The sequence below is a fragment of the Sphingobium sp. GW821-FHT02B05 genome, assembly GCF_059421905.1.
On the sequence record NZ_JBWKVW010000001.1, the window covers coordinates 695,981 to 711,931 of the forward strand.

General features: G+C 52.2%; 14 protein-coding genes. 12 read left to right on the forward strand and 2 right to left on the reverse strand.

What is annotated here, in order from left to right; all coding sequences use genetic code 11:
* The first annotated feature begins 86 nt into the window (after nt 1-86).
* From AC07UX_RS03550 to AC07UX_RS03605, 12 genes are all read left to right on the forward strand, one after another.
* Nucleotides 87-1,112: a cell wall hydrolase gene (locus tag AC07UX_RS03550; RefSeq protein ID WP_495190609.1), complete on the forward strand. Its 1,026-nt coding sequence runs from the start codon at nt 87-89 to the stop codon at nt 1,110-1,112.
* A 360-nt stretch (nt 1,113-1,472) separates the two neighbouring features.
* On the forward strand, nt 1,473-2,591 hold the full coding sequence (locus AC07UX_RS03555) for an O-antigen ligase family protein (protein WP_495190610.1): 1,119 nt from the start codon (nt 1,473-1,475) through the stop codon (nt 2,589-2,591).
* Nucleotides 2,588-3,631 (forward strand): acyltransferase family protein, encoded by a 1,044-nt coding sequence (locus tag AC07UX_RS03560; protein WP_495190611.1) that lies wholly within the window; start codon nt 2,588-2,590, stop codon nt 3,629-3,631. The genes AC07UX_RS03555 and AC07UX_RS03560 overlap by 4 nt, the downstream gene beginning before the upstream one ends.
* A 26-nt stretch (nt 3,632-3,657) precedes the next feature.
* Entirely contained in the window at nt 3,658-5,487 is a 1,830-nt protein-coding gene (locus AC07UX_RS03565; RefSeq protein WP_495190612.1) for an acyltransferase family protein, read from the forward strand.
* A gap of 28 nt (nt 5,488-5,515) precedes the next feature.
* Entirely contained in the window at nt 5,516-6,961 is a 1,446-nt protein-coding gene (locus tag AC07UX_RS03570) for an oligosaccharide flippase family protein (RefSeq protein ID WP_495190613.1), read from the forward strand.
* A 12-nt stretch (nt 6,962-6,973) separates the two neighbouring features.
* The gene (locus AC07UX_RS03575) at nt 6,974-8,275 is read left to right on the forward strand and encodes a polysaccharide pyruvyl transferase family protein (RefSeq protein ID WP_495190614.1); all 1,302 of its coding nucleotides are present in this window, start codon (nt 6,974-6,976) and stop codon (nt 8,273-8,275) included.
* A gap of 11 nt (nt 8,276-8,286) precedes the next feature.
* Complete coding sequence (locus AC07UX_RS03580; RefSeq protein ID WP_495190615.1) at nt 8,287-9,474, forward strand: glycosyltransferase; 1,188 nt, start codon at nt 8,287-8,289, stop codon at nt 9,472-9,474.
* A 216-nt stretch (nt 9,475-9,690) separates the two neighbouring features.
* The gene (locus AC07UX_RS03585) at nt 9,691-10,032 is read left to right on the forward strand and encodes a UDP-N-acetylglucosamine--LPS N-acetylglucosamine transferase (RefSeq protein WP_495190616.1); all 342 of its coding nucleotides are present in this window, start codon (nt 9,691-9,693) and stop codon (nt 10,030-10,032) included.
* Entirely contained in the window at nt 10,029-10,502 is a 474-nt protein-coding gene (locus tag AC07UX_RS03590) for a glycosyltransferase (RefSeq protein ID WP_495190617.1), read from the forward strand. Before AC07UX_RS03585 ends, AC07UX_RS03590 begins: the two co-directional genes overlap by 4 nt.
* A gap of 31 nt (nt 10,503-10,533) precedes the next feature.
* Complete coding sequence (locus AC07UX_RS03595; protein WP_495190618.1) at nt 10,534-10,995, forward strand: acyltransferase; 462 nt, start codon at nt 10,534-10,536, stop codon at nt 10,993-10,995.
* Nucleotides 10,995-11,828 carry a glycosyltransferase family 2 protein gene (locus tag AC07UX_RS03600; RefSeq protein ID WP_495190619.1) on the forward strand — a complete coding sequence of 278 codons (834 nt, stop codon included), beginning with the start codon at nt 10,995-10,997 and terminating at the stop codon, nt 11,826-11,828. Before AC07UX_RS03595 ends, AC07UX_RS03600 begins: the two co-directional genes overlap by 1 nt.
* Before the next feature lie 6 nt (nt 11,829-11,834).
* Nucleotides 11,835-13,151: an O-antigen ligase family protein gene (locus AC07UX_RS03605; RefSeq protein ID WP_495191779.1), complete on the forward strand. Its 1,317-nt coding sequence runs from the start codon at nt 11,835-11,837 to the stop codon at nt 13,149-13,151.
* On the opposite strand, the gene AC07UX_RS03610 is transcribed toward AC07UX_RS03605, so the two are convergent.
* Entirely contained in the window at nt 13,099-13,893 is a 795-nt protein-coding gene (locus AC07UX_RS03610; protein WP_495190620.1) for a hypothetical protein, read from the reverse strand. The two genes, AC07UX_RS03605 and AC07UX_RS03610, sit on opposite strands and share 53 nt — an antisense overlap.
* A complete protein-coding gene (locus AC07UX_RS03615; protein ID WP_495190621.1) occupies nt 13,787-15,919 on the reverse strand; it encodes a GumC family protein in 2,133 nt (710 codons plus the stop codon). The genes AC07UX_RS03610 and AC07UX_RS03615 overlap by 107 nt, the downstream gene beginning before the upstream one ends.
* Between the last annotated feature and the right edge of the window lie 32 nt (nt 15,920-15,951).

Genomic DNA, 15,951 nt, shown 5'->3' on the forward strand with positions numbered 1-15,951 from the left:
ATCACCAAAACATTCATATATGTGTTGCACCGCAATATATATTATGTGGCGGGTTCGAGATGGCCGGGGGGCGAACATCAAGACAGTTGCCGCTGGCGCTCGCGCTGGCCGCGCCTCTGACTCTACTGCTACTTGCTGTTCTGGTGTTCGTCATGGTCGCTGCGGCGACTGGCGCGACGCCGGTTAATCTGCCGGACTTTTCGACTTATCTAACCGATGCTCAGCCTGCGCCGGAAAAGGTGAAGGCGTCATGGCATCTGCAGGACGATGTCGTTCCTGCTTCCGATCCTGCCGCTTTGCGCCCCGTATCCCAGATAGCCGCGATGGCGATCAACGCAGCAATTCCGGTGACCACCATCGACAACCCTGCGGCAAGCCGTTTCATGACCGGCCAGGCCGATGTTGGCAGTTGGGCACGCTCGCTCGAATGTCTCACGGCCGCCGTCTATTACGAAGCGGCCAGCGAAAGTGTGGATGGTCAACGCGCCGTAGCGCAGGTGGTCCTTAACCGCGTCCGTCATCCGGCCTACCCGCATACGATATGCGGCGTGGTATTCCAGGGATCGGAACGGCAAACAGGATGCCAGTTCACCTTCACCTGCGACGGTTCGCTTGGCCGGATTCCCTCACGCCATGGTTGGGCAAGGGCGCAAGGCGTCGCTGGCGCGGCTTTGGGTGGTTATGTCTATGCGCCCGTCGGATGGGCGACCCATTATCACACAGATTGGGTTGTGCCCTACTGGGCTTCGACGTTGCTGAAAACAGCAGTGGTCGGCGCGCATATTTTCTATCGTTGGAATGGCGGATGGGGCCGGGCAGCGGCATTTACGTCTCACTATGTCGGGGTAGAACCGGCGTCTGACTGGCAGGGCAAAGGTAAGTTTGCAGATATGCCAGAACAGGCCGAGGTCAGCCTTTCAGGGGCGACAGGCGGCGTGGCGATGACGGGACTGGAGGATCGGCCCGTCATCGAGCGCGCGGCCAGGGTGGGCGCGGCACCGGATCAGCAAAAATATGTGAGTGCGGAGCGGCGCTGGGTGCTGGGGGGCGATCAGCTCAGCGTGCCGGCGAGCGAGCAGCATATGCAATCGGGAGCGGGCGCGGGGCAATAATATCCGGTATGACCTGTATCTAATGTAGCGACCAAATATCACTTTGGAAGTCGGGGGTTATGGGGCGATTAATTTCTGAACTTCAGGATTGGCGGAGTTGGCCGGAGCGTCTTGGTGTGTTGGCACCAATTACGACGTTTAAGACAGTAATACTCTTAAAAAATGCCAATTATTTTATGGAAAATGGTCCAGAAATAGATTTAGGATTTTGCAATAATCATCAAATTGGCGTTTTTTGCAGAACGTATGATGTCACGACTATGCAAGAAATTTGGCAATTGATACTAGCACGAGTTTCAATAATTCCAGGACGCGGCAATGATCGGTAGATTATATTTTATAGCTAGCGTTTTTTTTGTCATGAACCTTGCCGAAATTATCGGTTTGCCGTTTGCCAATGCTTTCGAAAAAGGACTATATATATTTTTATCGATAGCGATATTGCTATATCGCCCTATCGATATTTTAAATATAATCCTTATGATTTCAGCTATATGTTTAGTATTAGTTGAAGGTTCAATAACAGAATATTCCAAATTTAGTTGGATAACACTAATATTGTCGTTAAATCAGTTCATTATCATTTATATGATGATAAGCTTTACGCCAACTAATCGTGATCGAGAAATAATACTCAAAGCATCAGCTTGGTTGCCATTTATTTGTGTCGCGGCGGGCATTGTTGGGATGCTGTTGACTGGGTACAGCATGTTTGGCAGCGAATATGGCGTTAGTACGGAACGCTTACGTGGGGCGCGTTCCTCTGCATTTTTGTCAGGCATTTCGATGACTGCTGTGGTTGCTTCGCTGATCTTGGGGCTAGAATGGCGCAGGCATGTATATCTGCCTATTGCTTTCGGCAATGTGGCCGTTCTGATGATGGCAGGTGGGCGTGCCGCCTTTGCCGTCACTGTTCTTGTCTCTACTGGCCTCATAATATTCAGCCGTTTCATTCATATTCGGGATAAACTGTTCATGCTGATCGCTGTTATCATATCGATACCGGCAATCGGTGCGATTGGATTTCAGTATATATTCAAGCGGTTAGCAACGAGTGGAGATAATGGTCGTATCGCCATGGCTGATTATCTTTGGGCGCGCGTGGAGCAATATCCCTGGACAGGAATAGGTTTCGGGCACCAATATTGGGATACTCCAGAGGAAGTTTCGATAGTTACGGGAACGATGGCTGCCCATAATGATTATCTCAGATTGACTGTAGAAATTGGATATGTAGGAGTATTAATATTTTATTTTCTCCTATTCTTAGCAACTCTTAGGGCGAGTTGTAATACAGGAAAATTTAATCCTGTAGTTATCATAGCTTTTATTGGCTTCATGATATTATCGCATACTGATAATTCACTGGCAAGTTCAGCGGAATTCCCGCTGTTATGTGTTGCTATGTGTTCTGGTATTTATATGAATACTGGTAAAAATAATATTCTTCTACAATCAAAATTGAGCGTGGTAAAATGAAAAGTGCGCACAATACATCATTGATTGCTATAGATTTAGTCAGATTTATAAGCTCTATCTCGATAGTTTTCTATCATGTAGTCGGATATATCGCTATCAGTTCTATATTTTATAAAAATCATATTTCTGAATTTATCAAATTTGTCGACTTATTTTTCGTAATGTCTGGGTACATAATTTCATTTTTCTACAGTAAAAAATTAAATAATATTAAAGAAATACTAAATTTTTTCTCAAAAAGAATTGCTAGAATTGTGCCTTTGCATTGGGCAACTCTTGTATTTTTCATTCTAATTTTGGTATATTCTAATATATTCGGGTTGTATCTAAATGATCCTTCTAGATACGACTACAGATGTATAATACCTAATATATTAATGATTAATTCGTTTTCGACGTGCGATCACGACAGTTTTAATTTTGTAAGTTGGTCTATAAGTGCGGAAATCGGATGTTACATTATATTTCCAGTAATGGATTTTTTAATAAGAAAAAATAAGTTAATTTTTATATTTTCTACAATAGCATGGGTGATTCTGCTTTTCTGTTATTTCCCGATGTGGATGCACTATACATATAATTTTGGATTTATCCGCGCTGTCCCCTCTTTTTTTATCGGAATGATAATATTCAATATCAGAAATAATTTTGAAAATGTTTCTTTCTCAGAAAAACACGTCCTATTAATTTTGTCATTATTATTCGTCTCGATAATTTACAATTTCTCAGAAGTATCAATATACTTATTGATAGTGTCATGTGTTTTCATATTTTCCTTAATGGATATAAACAAAATAAGCCCACCCTTCCGAATTTTATCGAAAATGGGCTCTTTGACCTATTCGATGTATATGATTCATCCTATTCTTATGTTCATAATGTTGACGACATTCGGTAAATTATTATTGGATCTTGATATGCATGGAATGATTATAATGGGCGGGATTTTGATATTAGTTACAATTCCTGTTTCTTATTTGTCTTTAAGATATTTTGAAAATCCGTTGAGAGAATTCATATCTAATAAGATTAGTTTTTAGGAAAATTTAGATGGTGGGAATTAGCGATGAAATTTCGTCGTGACATCGAAGGGCTAAGGTTTCTCGCAATCGTGCCGATCCTGCTTTTTCATGCAGGATTCCGGTTTGCGCGGGCTGGTTTCATCGGCGTCGATATATTCTTCGTCATATCGGGATATCTGATTACGTCGATTATCCTGCGGGAATTGCAGGACGACCATTTTTCTCTGACGGAATTCTATCGTAGGCGGGTCGCACGGATCATGCCGGCCTTTGCTGTCGTTGTGATCGCTGTCTTGATATTGTCTCAGATCAGTTTTTCGATCCCGGCAGAACTGAACGATGTGAAACAAAGCGCCTTATATTCGCTGCTGTTCGTGTCGAATTTCTATTTTTCCGGATCGACGGATTATTTTTCGTCAAATTCGGAAATATTGCCGCTACTGCATACGTGGTCGTTGGCGATCGAGGAGCAATTCTATATATTCTTTCCCGCGTTTATTTATTTAGCCCATAAATATAGCAGAATGAACAAACGTGGCCTGATAGCGGGTATTACGGTCTTTTCTCTGGCGCTATCCTTTCTGATCGGACGCTATTCCACAGCGATCGCTTTTTACCAGATACCGTCGCGGGCCTGGGAATTGGGAATTGGTGCATCGGTGGCAGCGGGGATTTGTCCACGCTGGCGGGCGCCCTGGATGGAGCAGGCCTTGGCTATGCTGGGCGCGATGCTGATCCTGGCCGGGCTCGCCCTGATTACATCGGGGAGCGCTTTTCCCGCGCCTTGGGCCTTGTTGCCGTGCATCGGAGCCGCACTGCTGATCGCGTACGGCGAGACGGGCGTCACTGCCTATTTCCTCAAATTACCGCCCGTGCGCTATATCGGGCGGATCAGCTTCTCGCTCTATCTATGGCACTGGCCGGTCATGGCCTTTTATCGCCGGCAAACGGGATTTCATTTGGACTGGCTTGAAGCTGCGAGCCTGATAGCCCTGTCGATCGCGCTGGCTTCGCTGACATATGTCCTGGTCGAACGGCCTGCGCAAAAATGGCTTCGAAATATGCCGACCAGCCATAGTCTGGGTTTTGGGGGAGGGGCCATTGCGACAATGGCGCTGCTATGTGTCCTGATGCCTTCGCCCACAGCATCGACGGCGGCTGCACGTAGCGCAGCCTATTCGGGCTATGGTCAGACCGCAGATGCCAAAATCCAGTTTGACAAGCAGTGTTTCGTTTCCAACGGGAATGATGTTTTTCCAGCGGACAAATGCCTGAATGTCGATCCGGAAGAACGGAATATATTGGTCATCGGCGACAGTCATTCCGCGCAATATGTGACAGCGCTCCGCAGGAAACATCCCGGCATGCACGTCATGCAGGCAAGCGCGTCGGGCTGTCTGCCTGAACTGCCATTCAAGGGTGAGAAGCGATGCACCGATGTCATGCGGCAGGCTTTCCAACTCGCGGGGCGGGATATGCGCATCGATAAGGTCGTCCTGATGGGGCGCTGGCGCGGTGACACGCGCGAGGGGCTGCGCAAGGCGGTCGCCTTTTTGCGGCAGAAGGGAAGGCAAGTGGTGATTGTCGGTCCGGTTGCCGAATATGACGGCAATTTCCCAATGCTCGTCGCGCGATCCTTGTCGTCGGAGCATCTTCGTATCGATGATTTCAGAGTTGCGGATCGTCAAATTCTTGACAGCGAAATGGAGAAAGACGCGATCCGTGAAGGCGTATCCTATTATTCTGTCTATCGGCGCGAATGTGATGCGGCAACGTGCCGGACATCTTCACCCGATGGCGGACCGATGCATTTCGACTATGGGCATGTCACGTTGGATGCTGCGACCTATTTGATCGAAGGATTACGCCTTTGACCCTCTCGTACCAGCCAGGGCAACAGATGTGCTGAACAATTATTTCTGGTCCGCGGTGCGGCAATGGGGGCAGCGGTTCGGATCGGCGCTGACCTTTGTCATACTTGCGCGCATCCTGCCGGCGAACGAGATCGGTCTGTTCAGCGCGGCTCTGGCCATCATGGCGCTGGCGGAAGTCTTCAATGAAAATGGAGCGGGCGAGGCGGTCGTTCGGGCGCCCCATTATACCGATGAGAGCCTTATGGCGCTCAATATCGCCAATATCGGCATGGCATTGGTACTGGCAGTTGGCATTTTGCTGTTCCGCGATGCGATAGAGTCTTTTTTTCATACGCCCGGGCTTGGCGATATCCTTTCGGTCTTGACCGCCGTCCTTCTACTCAATGCCTTCGTCTATATCCCGATGGCTCAGTTAAGACGCGATATGGCGTTTCGGCCATTGGCGAAGATCGGGCTGATCGCGACACTGCTTAGTTCGCTGGTCGGTATTGGCGGCGCGCTTTTCGGGGCCGGAATATGGGCCTTGACGGGGCAGGCGTTGATGTTCGCGGTTATAAATTTCGTCCTGCTGAACATGCACGGCAGCGCTCGCCTTACCGTTCGGCCAGATTTCGCGGGCGCGCGTCCCATGTTCGCTTTCGGCGGCTTTGTCCTGCTCGGCAACCTGATGAACTATGCATCGACGCGCGCCATCGAACTCGCCTTGCCCTATCATTATGGTGCGGCGGCGTTGGCAATCTATGTGATTGGCAGTCGGTTTTACTTCGTGGCGTCACAAATGGTGACGGCTGTCGCCCTGGATGTCGGTCTGTCCAATCTTGCCAGGCACCAGCATGACGATATGGCATTCGATCGCGCCCTGTTTGGCACGTTGCGGATGGGCGCTCTTGTTGCGGCCTTCATATTCACGGGTCTGGCGGCGATCGCACAGCCATTTTGCATCATGCTATTTGGTGACATCGGTCGTGAAGCTTGGCCATATTTGCTCGTGACGGCAATTGGTGGAAATCTCTATCTCCTCAGCGGCAATATTGCGATTGGATTGAAGGCGCGAGGACATGTGGCGTCGGTGACGGCGACCTCCGCATTGCAATCCATAATCGTGCTGGCCGTGTTGTTGCCGCGATGGAACATGGCACCGATTACGCTGGTGACAGCGGTAAGTCTGATGCCTGCCCTGGTCATTCCCATCCGTGCAATCTGGCTGCAGAAGACGAGCAGGGTCGGCTTAAAGCGTCTGTGTGGCACATTTCTGGACATCTGGTGTTGCGCAGCGATTGCCTTTCTTGCTGCCTATGCCGTTCAAGCTACCGGCCACATTAGCACGATGGCCAGCGCCATCATGATGACGGTGGTTCAGGGAGGGTTGTTCGTCATCCTGTTTGTCGCTGCTCATATCCTGACTGAAAAGCTGCTTTTTTCGCGCGATCCATTGATCGCGGTGCGCCCTATCCTGAAAAAATTCTCATTTTGAGTGAGGACATGAATGGCTATCACCGACGGGTATAAAAAGACGTTCAGAGAAAGTATCAGGGCGGCCATCCGCAACCGGCAGGCTTATCTGGCCTTCAATCATATCGCCGGAAAGAGCGGGAACCCAGGTAATGGCCGCCTGCTGATTATCCCAGCGGATATGGATCAACCTTTTGGGTCCAAAGGGGATGAGGCGCTGCTGAGTGGGCTGACGGCATATTTGCATAGCAATCTGCCGGATATGCCAATCGTCATCGGGGTAAATGAAAATGCCCATATTGAAAAAGAATATTCTGAATTCGCAATAGATGACATATTTTCTCGCCGATGGGATCTGAACGATTATTTTCGGAGAGTTTCGGAATATAGCATGATCGCGGTGCTGGGTGCCGATGTAATGGACGGATATTATTCAGCGCCGACATCCATATTGCGATTCCTTGCGGCTGAAATGATCGAGCGTGTGCGAGGCATGGATAAAGCTTCGATCATCGGCTGCTCATTCAATGAGCGACCAATATCTTCGGTGGTAAAGCATGTCGCAAGGCGTAGCCCAGCTAGTAATATCTTCCTGAGAGATCCCGTCAGTCTGGATCGTTATAGAAGAGCGGCCGGTCAGGATAGCGCGGCCTTGTCTGCGGATATCGGTTTTTTGATGGAGCCCCGGTCCATATTGGCCAGTTCCGGCCTGTCCCAATTCATCGCGGCGAAGCGGGAGGAAGGCCGGATAGTGATCGGGATCAATGTGCATCCGATGCTGGTGTCTTCACGCGATGCGGCCGAAACCGAACGTCTGGAAAAGAGCTTCGTGGAACTGTGCAATGGCCTGATCGCCGATCGCAACGCCGCGATCGTTCTGATCCCGCACGACTATCGCGCTGCGCCGCATGGCGACGTTGAAATGCTTGGAAGGGTGGCGAGCCAATGTGAAGCCCCGGAGCATATGGTCTTGCCAGATGCGCCGCTCACAGCGCCGCAGATCAAGCAGCTTGCTTCCATGCTGAATGCCGTCGTGAGTGGACGAATGCACCTTGCCATCGCCTCTCTCGGTTCTGGGGTGCCGGTCCTGGGGATCACATATCAGGGCAAGTTCCACGGCCTGTTCTGCGGTCATTTCGGCCTGTCGGAGCAACTGCTATTGACCGCTTCGGATGCGGCAAATCCTGAAAATCTGAAAATTGCCGTAACGGCGATGCTGGACATGTTGCCGGAGATCAAAAAGCAGATCGACGCACGCTTGCCTGCTGTCATGGATTTGGCGCGGGCCAACGTCCAACCCCTGGTTCGGGCTTATGAGGCGAGATCGGCCGCGTGAAACATGCATTGATGATCGCCGAACTCGTGCCCGGATATGGGCGCAGCGGGCAGGAAAAATATAATGCGGATATTGTGGACGCATTTCGGAACAACGGGTTCGCAATCGACATCATCATCACAAGCCCGCGGTTTGATCTGATAGGGGATTCCTATGTTCGATCGGAGGGTGATTGGAACTCGATCAAATTGCTCCATTTCTTCCCGACTAGGTTCGGGTTGGTGCCGCGAACCTGGTCGTCGCTCGCGCGACGGATCAAATTTATGCTTCCCAGGCGCAAAAATGCGAAAGTCGCTGGCGGCAAGGTCGCGCCCATAGGCCGATGGCTGTCACGACGGGAGCGTCGGGCGGTGCAACTGCATATTGCCGATCAACGTCCGGATATCATTCTTACAGATACCATCTTTCGATCGGTAGCGGCTGTTGAGGAGAATGCGAAACTGGCGCCCGACATCCTCATTTTGCATGACATATTCAATCAACGGTGCCGGTCATTCGAAAATAACGGTTTTAGCGTGCACCCTAAGATCGAGGCGCATGACGAGCAACAGATATGGCGACGACATGATGGGTTGATATCCATCAATGCGATTGAAGGTGCTTTCGTTGAAAATAACGTTCCTCTGATTTCTCATAATAGCATCTATCCCGTCGTGAACGTCATGCGGTCGGAACATGACTCCAACTCGTCGCCGGGGGTCATTTTCATCGGCGCCAACACGCCCCATAATCACGATGCGATGTCCTGGTTCCTAACCCACTGCTGGAAAGACGTGGTTAAATCGGCACCAAATGCGATTTTGCATATCGTGGGTGCGGTGGGCGATGGCTTCGAGCACAGCGACGATATTTTGGTCCATGGTAAGGTCGACGATCTCGCCAGCATCGCCGCGCAATGTCGTGTCGCGATCAACCCGCTGCAAATGGGCAGCGGATTGAAGATAAAGATGATCGATTATTTCGCGCTTGGCCTGCCGTGCGTGGCAACCGATGTCGGAGCGGAAGGCTTCCCTGACGAACGCCCGCGACCATTCATCGTCACGTCACAGCCAGAGGAATTTGCCGCCCATGTCGCGCACCTCCTAAATGATACAGATGCAGCGCAGCAGTTATCATCGCGTATCGACGATTATATTGGATTGTTCAGTAAAGGTGAAGCAGGTAAGCGGGTTGCGATGGTGGTCGAGGCCATAAGTTAGGGCAGATCATACGTCTTCGTACACTATATTTTACTCTATACATTGCAGGGGGTGAGCCATGTATTCCGTAATCTTTGCCGAATTTAGCCGCATGGGCGAAAAATGACGTCGGACATCAGGCATGTCATGGCTGTGGCATCGGGCGGAGGCCATTGGGACGAACTGATCTGCGTTCGGGACGCATTCGTTCATCATCGCGTTACCTATGTCACGACCATGTCGGGTCTTGGCGCACGCAGCGGTGTCGAAACGACATTGGTCCCCGACTGCAATCGCGATACGAAATGGTCAATATTCCGCTGCGCATTGGCGCTATTGGTCATCATGATGCGGGAACGACCACAAGTCATCGTCACGACCGGTGCATTGCCTGGATTGGTGGCGATCATGGTTGGCAAGCTGTTCGGTATTCGATCCTTGTGGATCGACAGCGTGGCCAATGCAGAGGAAATGTCCATGTCCGGGCAGATAGCACGGCGCTGGGCCGACGAATGCTTTTCTCAATGGCCTGACGTCGCAAAAGCGAGCAATGTTCACTATCGGGGTGCCGTCTTATGATCTTCGCGACCGTAGGAACGCAATTGCCGTTTCCTCGAATGATAAAGGCTCTCGACGATATCGCAGAGCGACGCGGAATCGAGATCGTCGCTCAGTCGGCTGAAATCGTGCCGGGCTTGCGCCGTCTGGAACAGCATAAATCGCTGCCGCCGGAAGAGTTTGACAGACTGGCAGCCAGGTCCACGGCGATCGTGGCGCATGCGGGGACGGGGTCCGTTCTTTCAGCGGCTCAGCATGGGAAGCCGATCATATTATTTCCCCGCATTGCAGCTTTGGGAGAGCATCGTAATGAGCATCAGTTGGCAACAGCACAAATGTTTCGTTCGCGCCAAGGCATTTACGTCGCCACCAATGTCGAAGAACTGGAAAAGACGATCATGCACGATCATCTCGTCGCATTTGTCCGCGATAACGGCAGCGAAAATGTGAAATTGCTGAGCGCAGTATCGGATTTTATCAACGCCATCTGATCTGACGGCCTGTCTATTGAGCGGGAGCATCATGCCTAGCTTGTATAAGCTGATACAGCTGCAACGCGCTGTTATTCGTATGCGTATTAAAATATATAATGATTTTTGGGGCATGGATATCCATCCTACCGCTCGACTGTCCATGTCGGTGAAGCTCGACAAGACGCATCCCAAAGGTATTCATATTGGCGCGGAAACTTATGTCGCATTCGATGCGGCGATACTGAGCCACGATATGGTCCGCGCAATCATGACTGATACCTATATCGGCGCGCGATGCTTTGTCGGTGCGAGAAGTATAATTTTGCCAGGCATTACGATAGGGGACAATTGCATTGTCGCCGCGGGATCCATCGTGACGCGAGACGTTCCGTCGGGGTCTATTGTTGCAGGTAATCCCGCCAGGATCATCGCAAGCGAGATCATGACCGATTCCTACGGTGTCCTGAAAAGAAAATCGCGGGCTATTTCACCGCTGGAGGAAGCGTGCTGATGCGAGACAAGATTTTCCTGATCACGACTACCGATTTGGCGTCCGGCCGAGAGGCCGAATTACGGCGGATGATGACTTCAGTAGCGCGCTTTCGAGAGGCGATGCAGCACCATGATGTCCATATGTTGCTATTGTTCCAAAATGTCGCGATCCATGCGCCGCCTTCCATGCCGGATTGGGTCGAAGTCGATCAATGTGACGAGCGTATTTCTCTCAGTGCCGCGCGTAACAGATTGCTTTCCCGGATTGACCTGAGCGCGACAAGCGCGGCGGCCCTCATTGCTTTTCCTGATGACGATGCTTGGTATCCCGATGACGCACTGGAAGCCTTATGCGGATTGATCGATGACGATGCTCAAGTGGACTTGGTTTTCTGCGATTGCGGATCTTTGGCCCGGTCTCCAGGGGCATCCTTGAAGATGCGGGATGCAAGTTTACAGGATACATTATCCTTTGCGACGTCCAATACCATCGTGTTGCGTGCTTCGATTGCGCACCGGATAGCCGGGTTCGATGAGAAGTTGGGGTTGGGTACCCCTGCGGGTGCCGGCGAGGACACCGATTATGCGATCCAGGCATGGCATCTGGCCCGACGGACGCTATTTGTATCGGAGCAGCTTGTCGGACATCGGGATAATCCACCGACGATCAAGCAGCGCTATTATTCAGGATCGCTCCAAGCCATCGCAAAAAATCGTCATTTATCCGGAGCCGCTCGGTTAGCCTATGTGCGAAAGATATTGGTTGGCCTATTTTATGTCGGTACCGGAAAGATGGAAATATCACGATATTTCAAATCCATAAAATCTATACCGCCCAGGCAAAGAAAATGATTGGAAATGTGGTATTCTAGAGAAATCAGCAAGAAGCTGTTATCATTATTGATTTCTGTCGTCATTTCATTGGAAGTCGCCATTGTTGGCGGTAATAAAGATATTTTGTCTTTATCCTTTTCGTTAATGATCATAGCATCGGCGTTTTTGTTTGTGATTTTCACGAAGCCGAATTCGGTTTTCATAAGGGAAATCATGTGTCCGGTCATATTCTATATGCTGGCGATATTCTGGCCGGTTGCCGCAAAATATTTTGATGGTGAGTACGGTATAACCAATTCATACCGAGAATATTTTAGAATAGTTTCGCCTCAGCTCGTTGATGTCTTCGCCATTATTGTTTTGTTTTTAATGGCTTCCTTTTTGGGATTTCGACGAAAAACAATTAATTATGTCGTTAATTACACATTGGCATTGAGCTTTGTAAATCTGTTGATCGGACTATTGTTGCGGGAGAGCAACCCGAACGAAATCTGGGGCATTGCACGCCCTGTGGGGGGAGACCGGTTCTCCGGCACGTTGCTAAACGCTAACGTCGCGGCCTGCCTATTTGGTATTTATGCCCTTTTGGCTCTGGGGCAGGTTCAGGCGGCGGGCCGTGCGCGCGTCGACATGCCCGTCAGCAAAATATTCGCAGCGCTAATGCTGTTCGCCAATATAGGGGCATGTGTGGCGACTGGATCACGCACGGCCATAACTTTGCTCGTTGTCGGCGGTCTGCTGCAGGTAGTGCGTCCAGCGCGAATGAGATATTCGAGCCGAACACTGACTCTCGTTGCCCTTTCAAGTGCCGTCGGGGTGACAATTTTCTATCTGGCGGGCGAAATCGTTCTTCAGCGATTTCTGAACCTGGATGGCGATGCGGTCAGTCGCTGGGCAATCTGGCGCCATTATTGGTCCGTGATTTGTCACGCTCCGATATACGGCTTCGGCTTGGGCTCTTTTTCGGACGTGAACCTTCATTTTTTGGGTGATGTCAATGAAGCCGCGATGTTCTGGTATATCAATGATGCCCATAATCTGTTTCTGCGCATTCTGATCGAGGGCGGTTGGCCCTATCTCTTGTTATTGATGATTACGTTCGGTTTCGTTTCTTACAGGATATATTGCGAACGAAAGGTCATCCTGGACGCGCCGATCCACCGTGCGATGATGGTCGCATTGGCCTTTGCCCTCGGTTGCGGCATGACTGATATCGCGCTTAGCGTTCCCGCTGTCATATCGCTTTGTGCTGTGTTGGCAGGGCTGCTGTGGGGACGAGCGATCCGGATCAGAAGTGATCGAAAAGCGAACGATCCGGTGCCGCCCCTTGTCCCGCAATAGCGGGCCAGACGGGGGAACCTCCGGTCAGGACATAGACGTGAAGACGATTGGTTGCGCGCAGCCCGCTGAACCAGCGTCCTTCATTGACTACGGCAGCGCGCAAGGCGGGATCCAGTCTCGCCCAATTCTCAACGGCATAGCGTAAGCGCCATTCGACCGCATCCTGTAGATAAGGATGGATGGCATAGCTGCTGGCGAAGTATCGCAAGGCCATGGGCGAAGCAGAGCCATCACGCATGACATGCGCATAAGCCAGCGTCAGCGCAGCGCCACCAGAGTGAGGCATTGCGGCATAGGCCCAGGCCGCGTCGCTGAAACCATAGGCTATGAGTTGCCGTCTGCGCGCGGGATCGACAGTGCGTGCCGCTGCCCGCAACCGGATGATCCCCCTTGCCATGGCTGCGCGTCCGGTAAGCATCGACGCCGCGGGGGCATCCTTTGCAAGCTGGGCCGCCAATTCGGCGGATGACCGCCCGGCAGACTGATCCGCCTGCGCTTGAACGATCTGCATCACGCGCCGTTCGTTACGCAGCGCGTATAGTCCGACAATGAGCATGGCGGTCAGGCAGGCCATGGATATGACCATATAGCGTCGTTGCCAGCCGGCCGCCTCGCTCATGCGCAGACGCGGTTTTCTATGCTTCGTAATAGGCGCCATATTTGCGAGAATAATAATAACCGCCAATGGCTTCTGACGAGCGATCCACCATTTCGAATATGGCGCCGGCAACGGGCGCATCATCCATCTGCATCATCGACAATGCCGAACTGACCGCGTTGCCAGCCGTGCTGTTCCAGCGAATGATCAGCAGCACGGTATCACCCAATTTGGCCAATGTTCGGGCGTCGGCAATGCCAAGGAGCGGCGGGGTGTCGATCACGATCCGGTCATAGTCCCGCCGCCAAAGCGCCAGCACGTCCTGCATTCGTTCACCACCCAGCAAATCGGCGGTCGTGAACAATGCCTTGGTGACGGTAAGAATGTCGAGCCCATCGACCGCGTCCGAAACCAGAGCGGTCTTGTAATCGTCATTGCCTGACAGAATTTCGCCAAAGCCTATATTCGCCGGCGTTTCGACATAGTCTCTCACACTGCCACGACGCAGGTCGCCATCGACGAGCAACACTCGATCGCCGGCCATCGCCAGCACACGAGCCAGGGATATGGCAGACGTCGTCTTGCCTTCACCGGGCAGGGTGGACACGACCGTAATGGTCTTGGGATTGCCCTGCGTCAGCACGGCATTCCGGATCGTGCGGAATGCTTCGGCATAGAAACTTGCCGGCTTGGCCAGCAATATGTCTGCGGTGCGCTTGCGATCGGACAAGTCCTTGAGGTCGCGCTTGGTGAGGCGCGGAACCGCCGCCAGCATCGGCAGGCCCAGCCGTTGCTCGACATCAATCGCCGTGGTCAGGCCAGGGTTGAGCAGTTCCTGAACACTGATAGTCGCGGCCGCCACGATAAGGGACAGGATCAGGCCAGCGCCCATCAGCATGCCCTTTTTGGGAAAGGCGGGCTTGGTCGGCGGGGTCGCTGCTTCGACGAAGGATGCCTGCGCCATCTGGTTATTCTTGATCTGATCTGCCTGCTGCACGCTGGCGGCAAGCTGGTTATAGGCGGCGCGTTTGGTTTCGGCTTCCTGCTCCAGGCTTTGAACCGCAACAGAGGCGCGGGTATTGCCCGCCTGCTCGGATTTCAATTGAGACAGCGTCGCGCGCAGGCTGGCAGCGCGGGCATCGGCGGCGGACGCCTCGCTATCGAGCGACTTGGTGATACGGACCGCTTCTTCGGAAATCTGGCCATTGATGGAATCCAGCTGCTGCGTCACGCGCACATAGTCAGGATGTTTGGGGCCGTAGCGGGTCTGAATTTCGTCTCGGTTGCGAAGAACCTCCGCCCTTTGTCGGCGTAAGTCCGCAATGACATTCGAATTGAGCACGCCAGCGACATTTTCCATGCTGCCGGATCGTATCTGCGCCTGCGCGGCAGCCAAGGCGGACCGGGCCGCAGCGGCGGCCGATTCTGCCGTAGCCAGCTGCGTGGCCAGCGGGCCGACCTGCTGATCGGTAATCGTGCCCTGCGCTCCACCTTCCACGATGCCGGCCGCCGCGCGCCCTTGGGCGATTTGTGCATCAAGACCGCGTATCTGTGAGCCCAGCGAGTCCAGACGTTGTTGAAGCATGCGGGTTTGTTGCGAAGCGGTACCGGTCCGAACGCCCACACTGTTGTTGATATAATGTTCGGCAATGGCATTGGCGACTTCAGCCGCCAGCCTGGGATCGGGAGAGCGGTACGCAATGCCCACCACATAGGTATTGCCTTCGCGATCGGCCGACAATTTACTCGAAAGCCGGTCCGAAACCTTGTCGATCCGCTCGGCAAGTCCGGGACCGCTGAATTGCCCCGCTGTCAAAGGCAGGCCCAATGTCATCGTCTCATTCGCGAACAGTCGCATATCTCTAACGACGATGCGGGCCAGGTCGCGCGACTTGATGACTGCCACTTCGGTTTCGACCACGGTAGAGTCGAGCGAGCTAGGTGCGCGCTCGGCCTGCAAACCGGTCGCCGCACTGCGCGCCGGGTCGATCTTTATGCGGGCGATGGCCTGATATTCCGGCCGTAACAGCAAGGTTCCAATCACGACAAGCGCGAACAAGACTATGGTGACAGCCAGGAACATTCTGATCCGGCGTCGGAATGCTGCCGCGATCGCACGCGCCGCAGAGGAAAGTTCAGGCTCCGCCGCCGCCTTGGGCGATGCGTCCATGTCCTCTATAGGGCTTCTCGTCAGCATATTCC

What these genes read in the sequence shown, in the direction of transcription:
- AC07UX_RS03590 (WP_495190617.1), top strand. Translation starts at nt 10,029, where the DNA reads ATGATCTTCGCGACCGTAGGAACGCAATTGCCGTTTCCTCGAATGATA.
- AC07UX_RS03600 (WP_495190619.1), top strand. Translation starts at nt 10,995, where the DNA reads ATGCGAGACAAGATTTTCCTGATCACGACTACCGATTTGGCGTCCGGC.
- AC07UX_RS03610 (WP_495190620.1), bottom strand. Translation starts at nt 13,893, where the DNA reads ATGATGCGCCCGTTGCCGGCGCCATATTCGAAATGGTGGATCGCTCGT.
- AC07UX_RS03605 (WP_495191779.1), top strand. Translation starts at nt 11,835, where the DNA reads ATGTGGTATTCTAGAGAAATCAGCAAGAAGCTGTTATCATTATTGATT.
- AC07UX_RS03580 (WP_495190615.1), top strand. Translation starts at nt 8,287, where the DNA reads ATGATCGCCGAACTCGTGCCCGGATATGGGCGCAGCGGGCAGGAAAAA.
- AC07UX_RS03555 (WP_495190610.1), top strand. Translation starts at nt 1,473, where the DNA reads ATGAACCTTGCCGAAATTATCGGTTTGCCGTTTGCCAATGCTTTCGAA.
- AC07UX_RS03615 (WP_495190621.1), bottom strand. Translation starts at nt 15,919, where the DNA reads ATGGACGCATCGCCCAAGGCGGCGGCGGAGCCTGAACTTTCCTCTGCG.
- AC07UX_RS03575 (WP_495190614.1), top strand. Translation starts at nt 6,974, where the DNA reads ATGGCTATCACCGACGGGTATAAAAAGACGTTCAGAGAAAGTATCAGG.
- AC07UX_RS03565 (WP_495190612.1), top strand. Translation starts at nt 3,658, where the DNA reads ATGAAATTTCGTCGTGACATCGAAGGGCTAAGGTTTCTCGCAATCGTG.
- AC07UX_RS03560 (WP_495190611.1), top strand. Translation starts at nt 2,588, where the DNA reads ATGAAAAGTGCGCACAATACATCATTGATTGCTATAGATTTAGTCAGA.
- AC07UX_RS03595 (WP_495190618.1), top strand. Translation starts at nt 10,534, where the DNA reads ATGCCTAGCTTGTATAAGCTGATACAGCTGCAACGCGCTGTTATTCGT.
- AC07UX_RS03585 (WP_495190616.1), top strand. Translation starts at nt 9,691, where the DNA reads ATGTCGGGTCTTGGCGCACGCAGCGGTGTCGAAACGACATTGGTCCCC.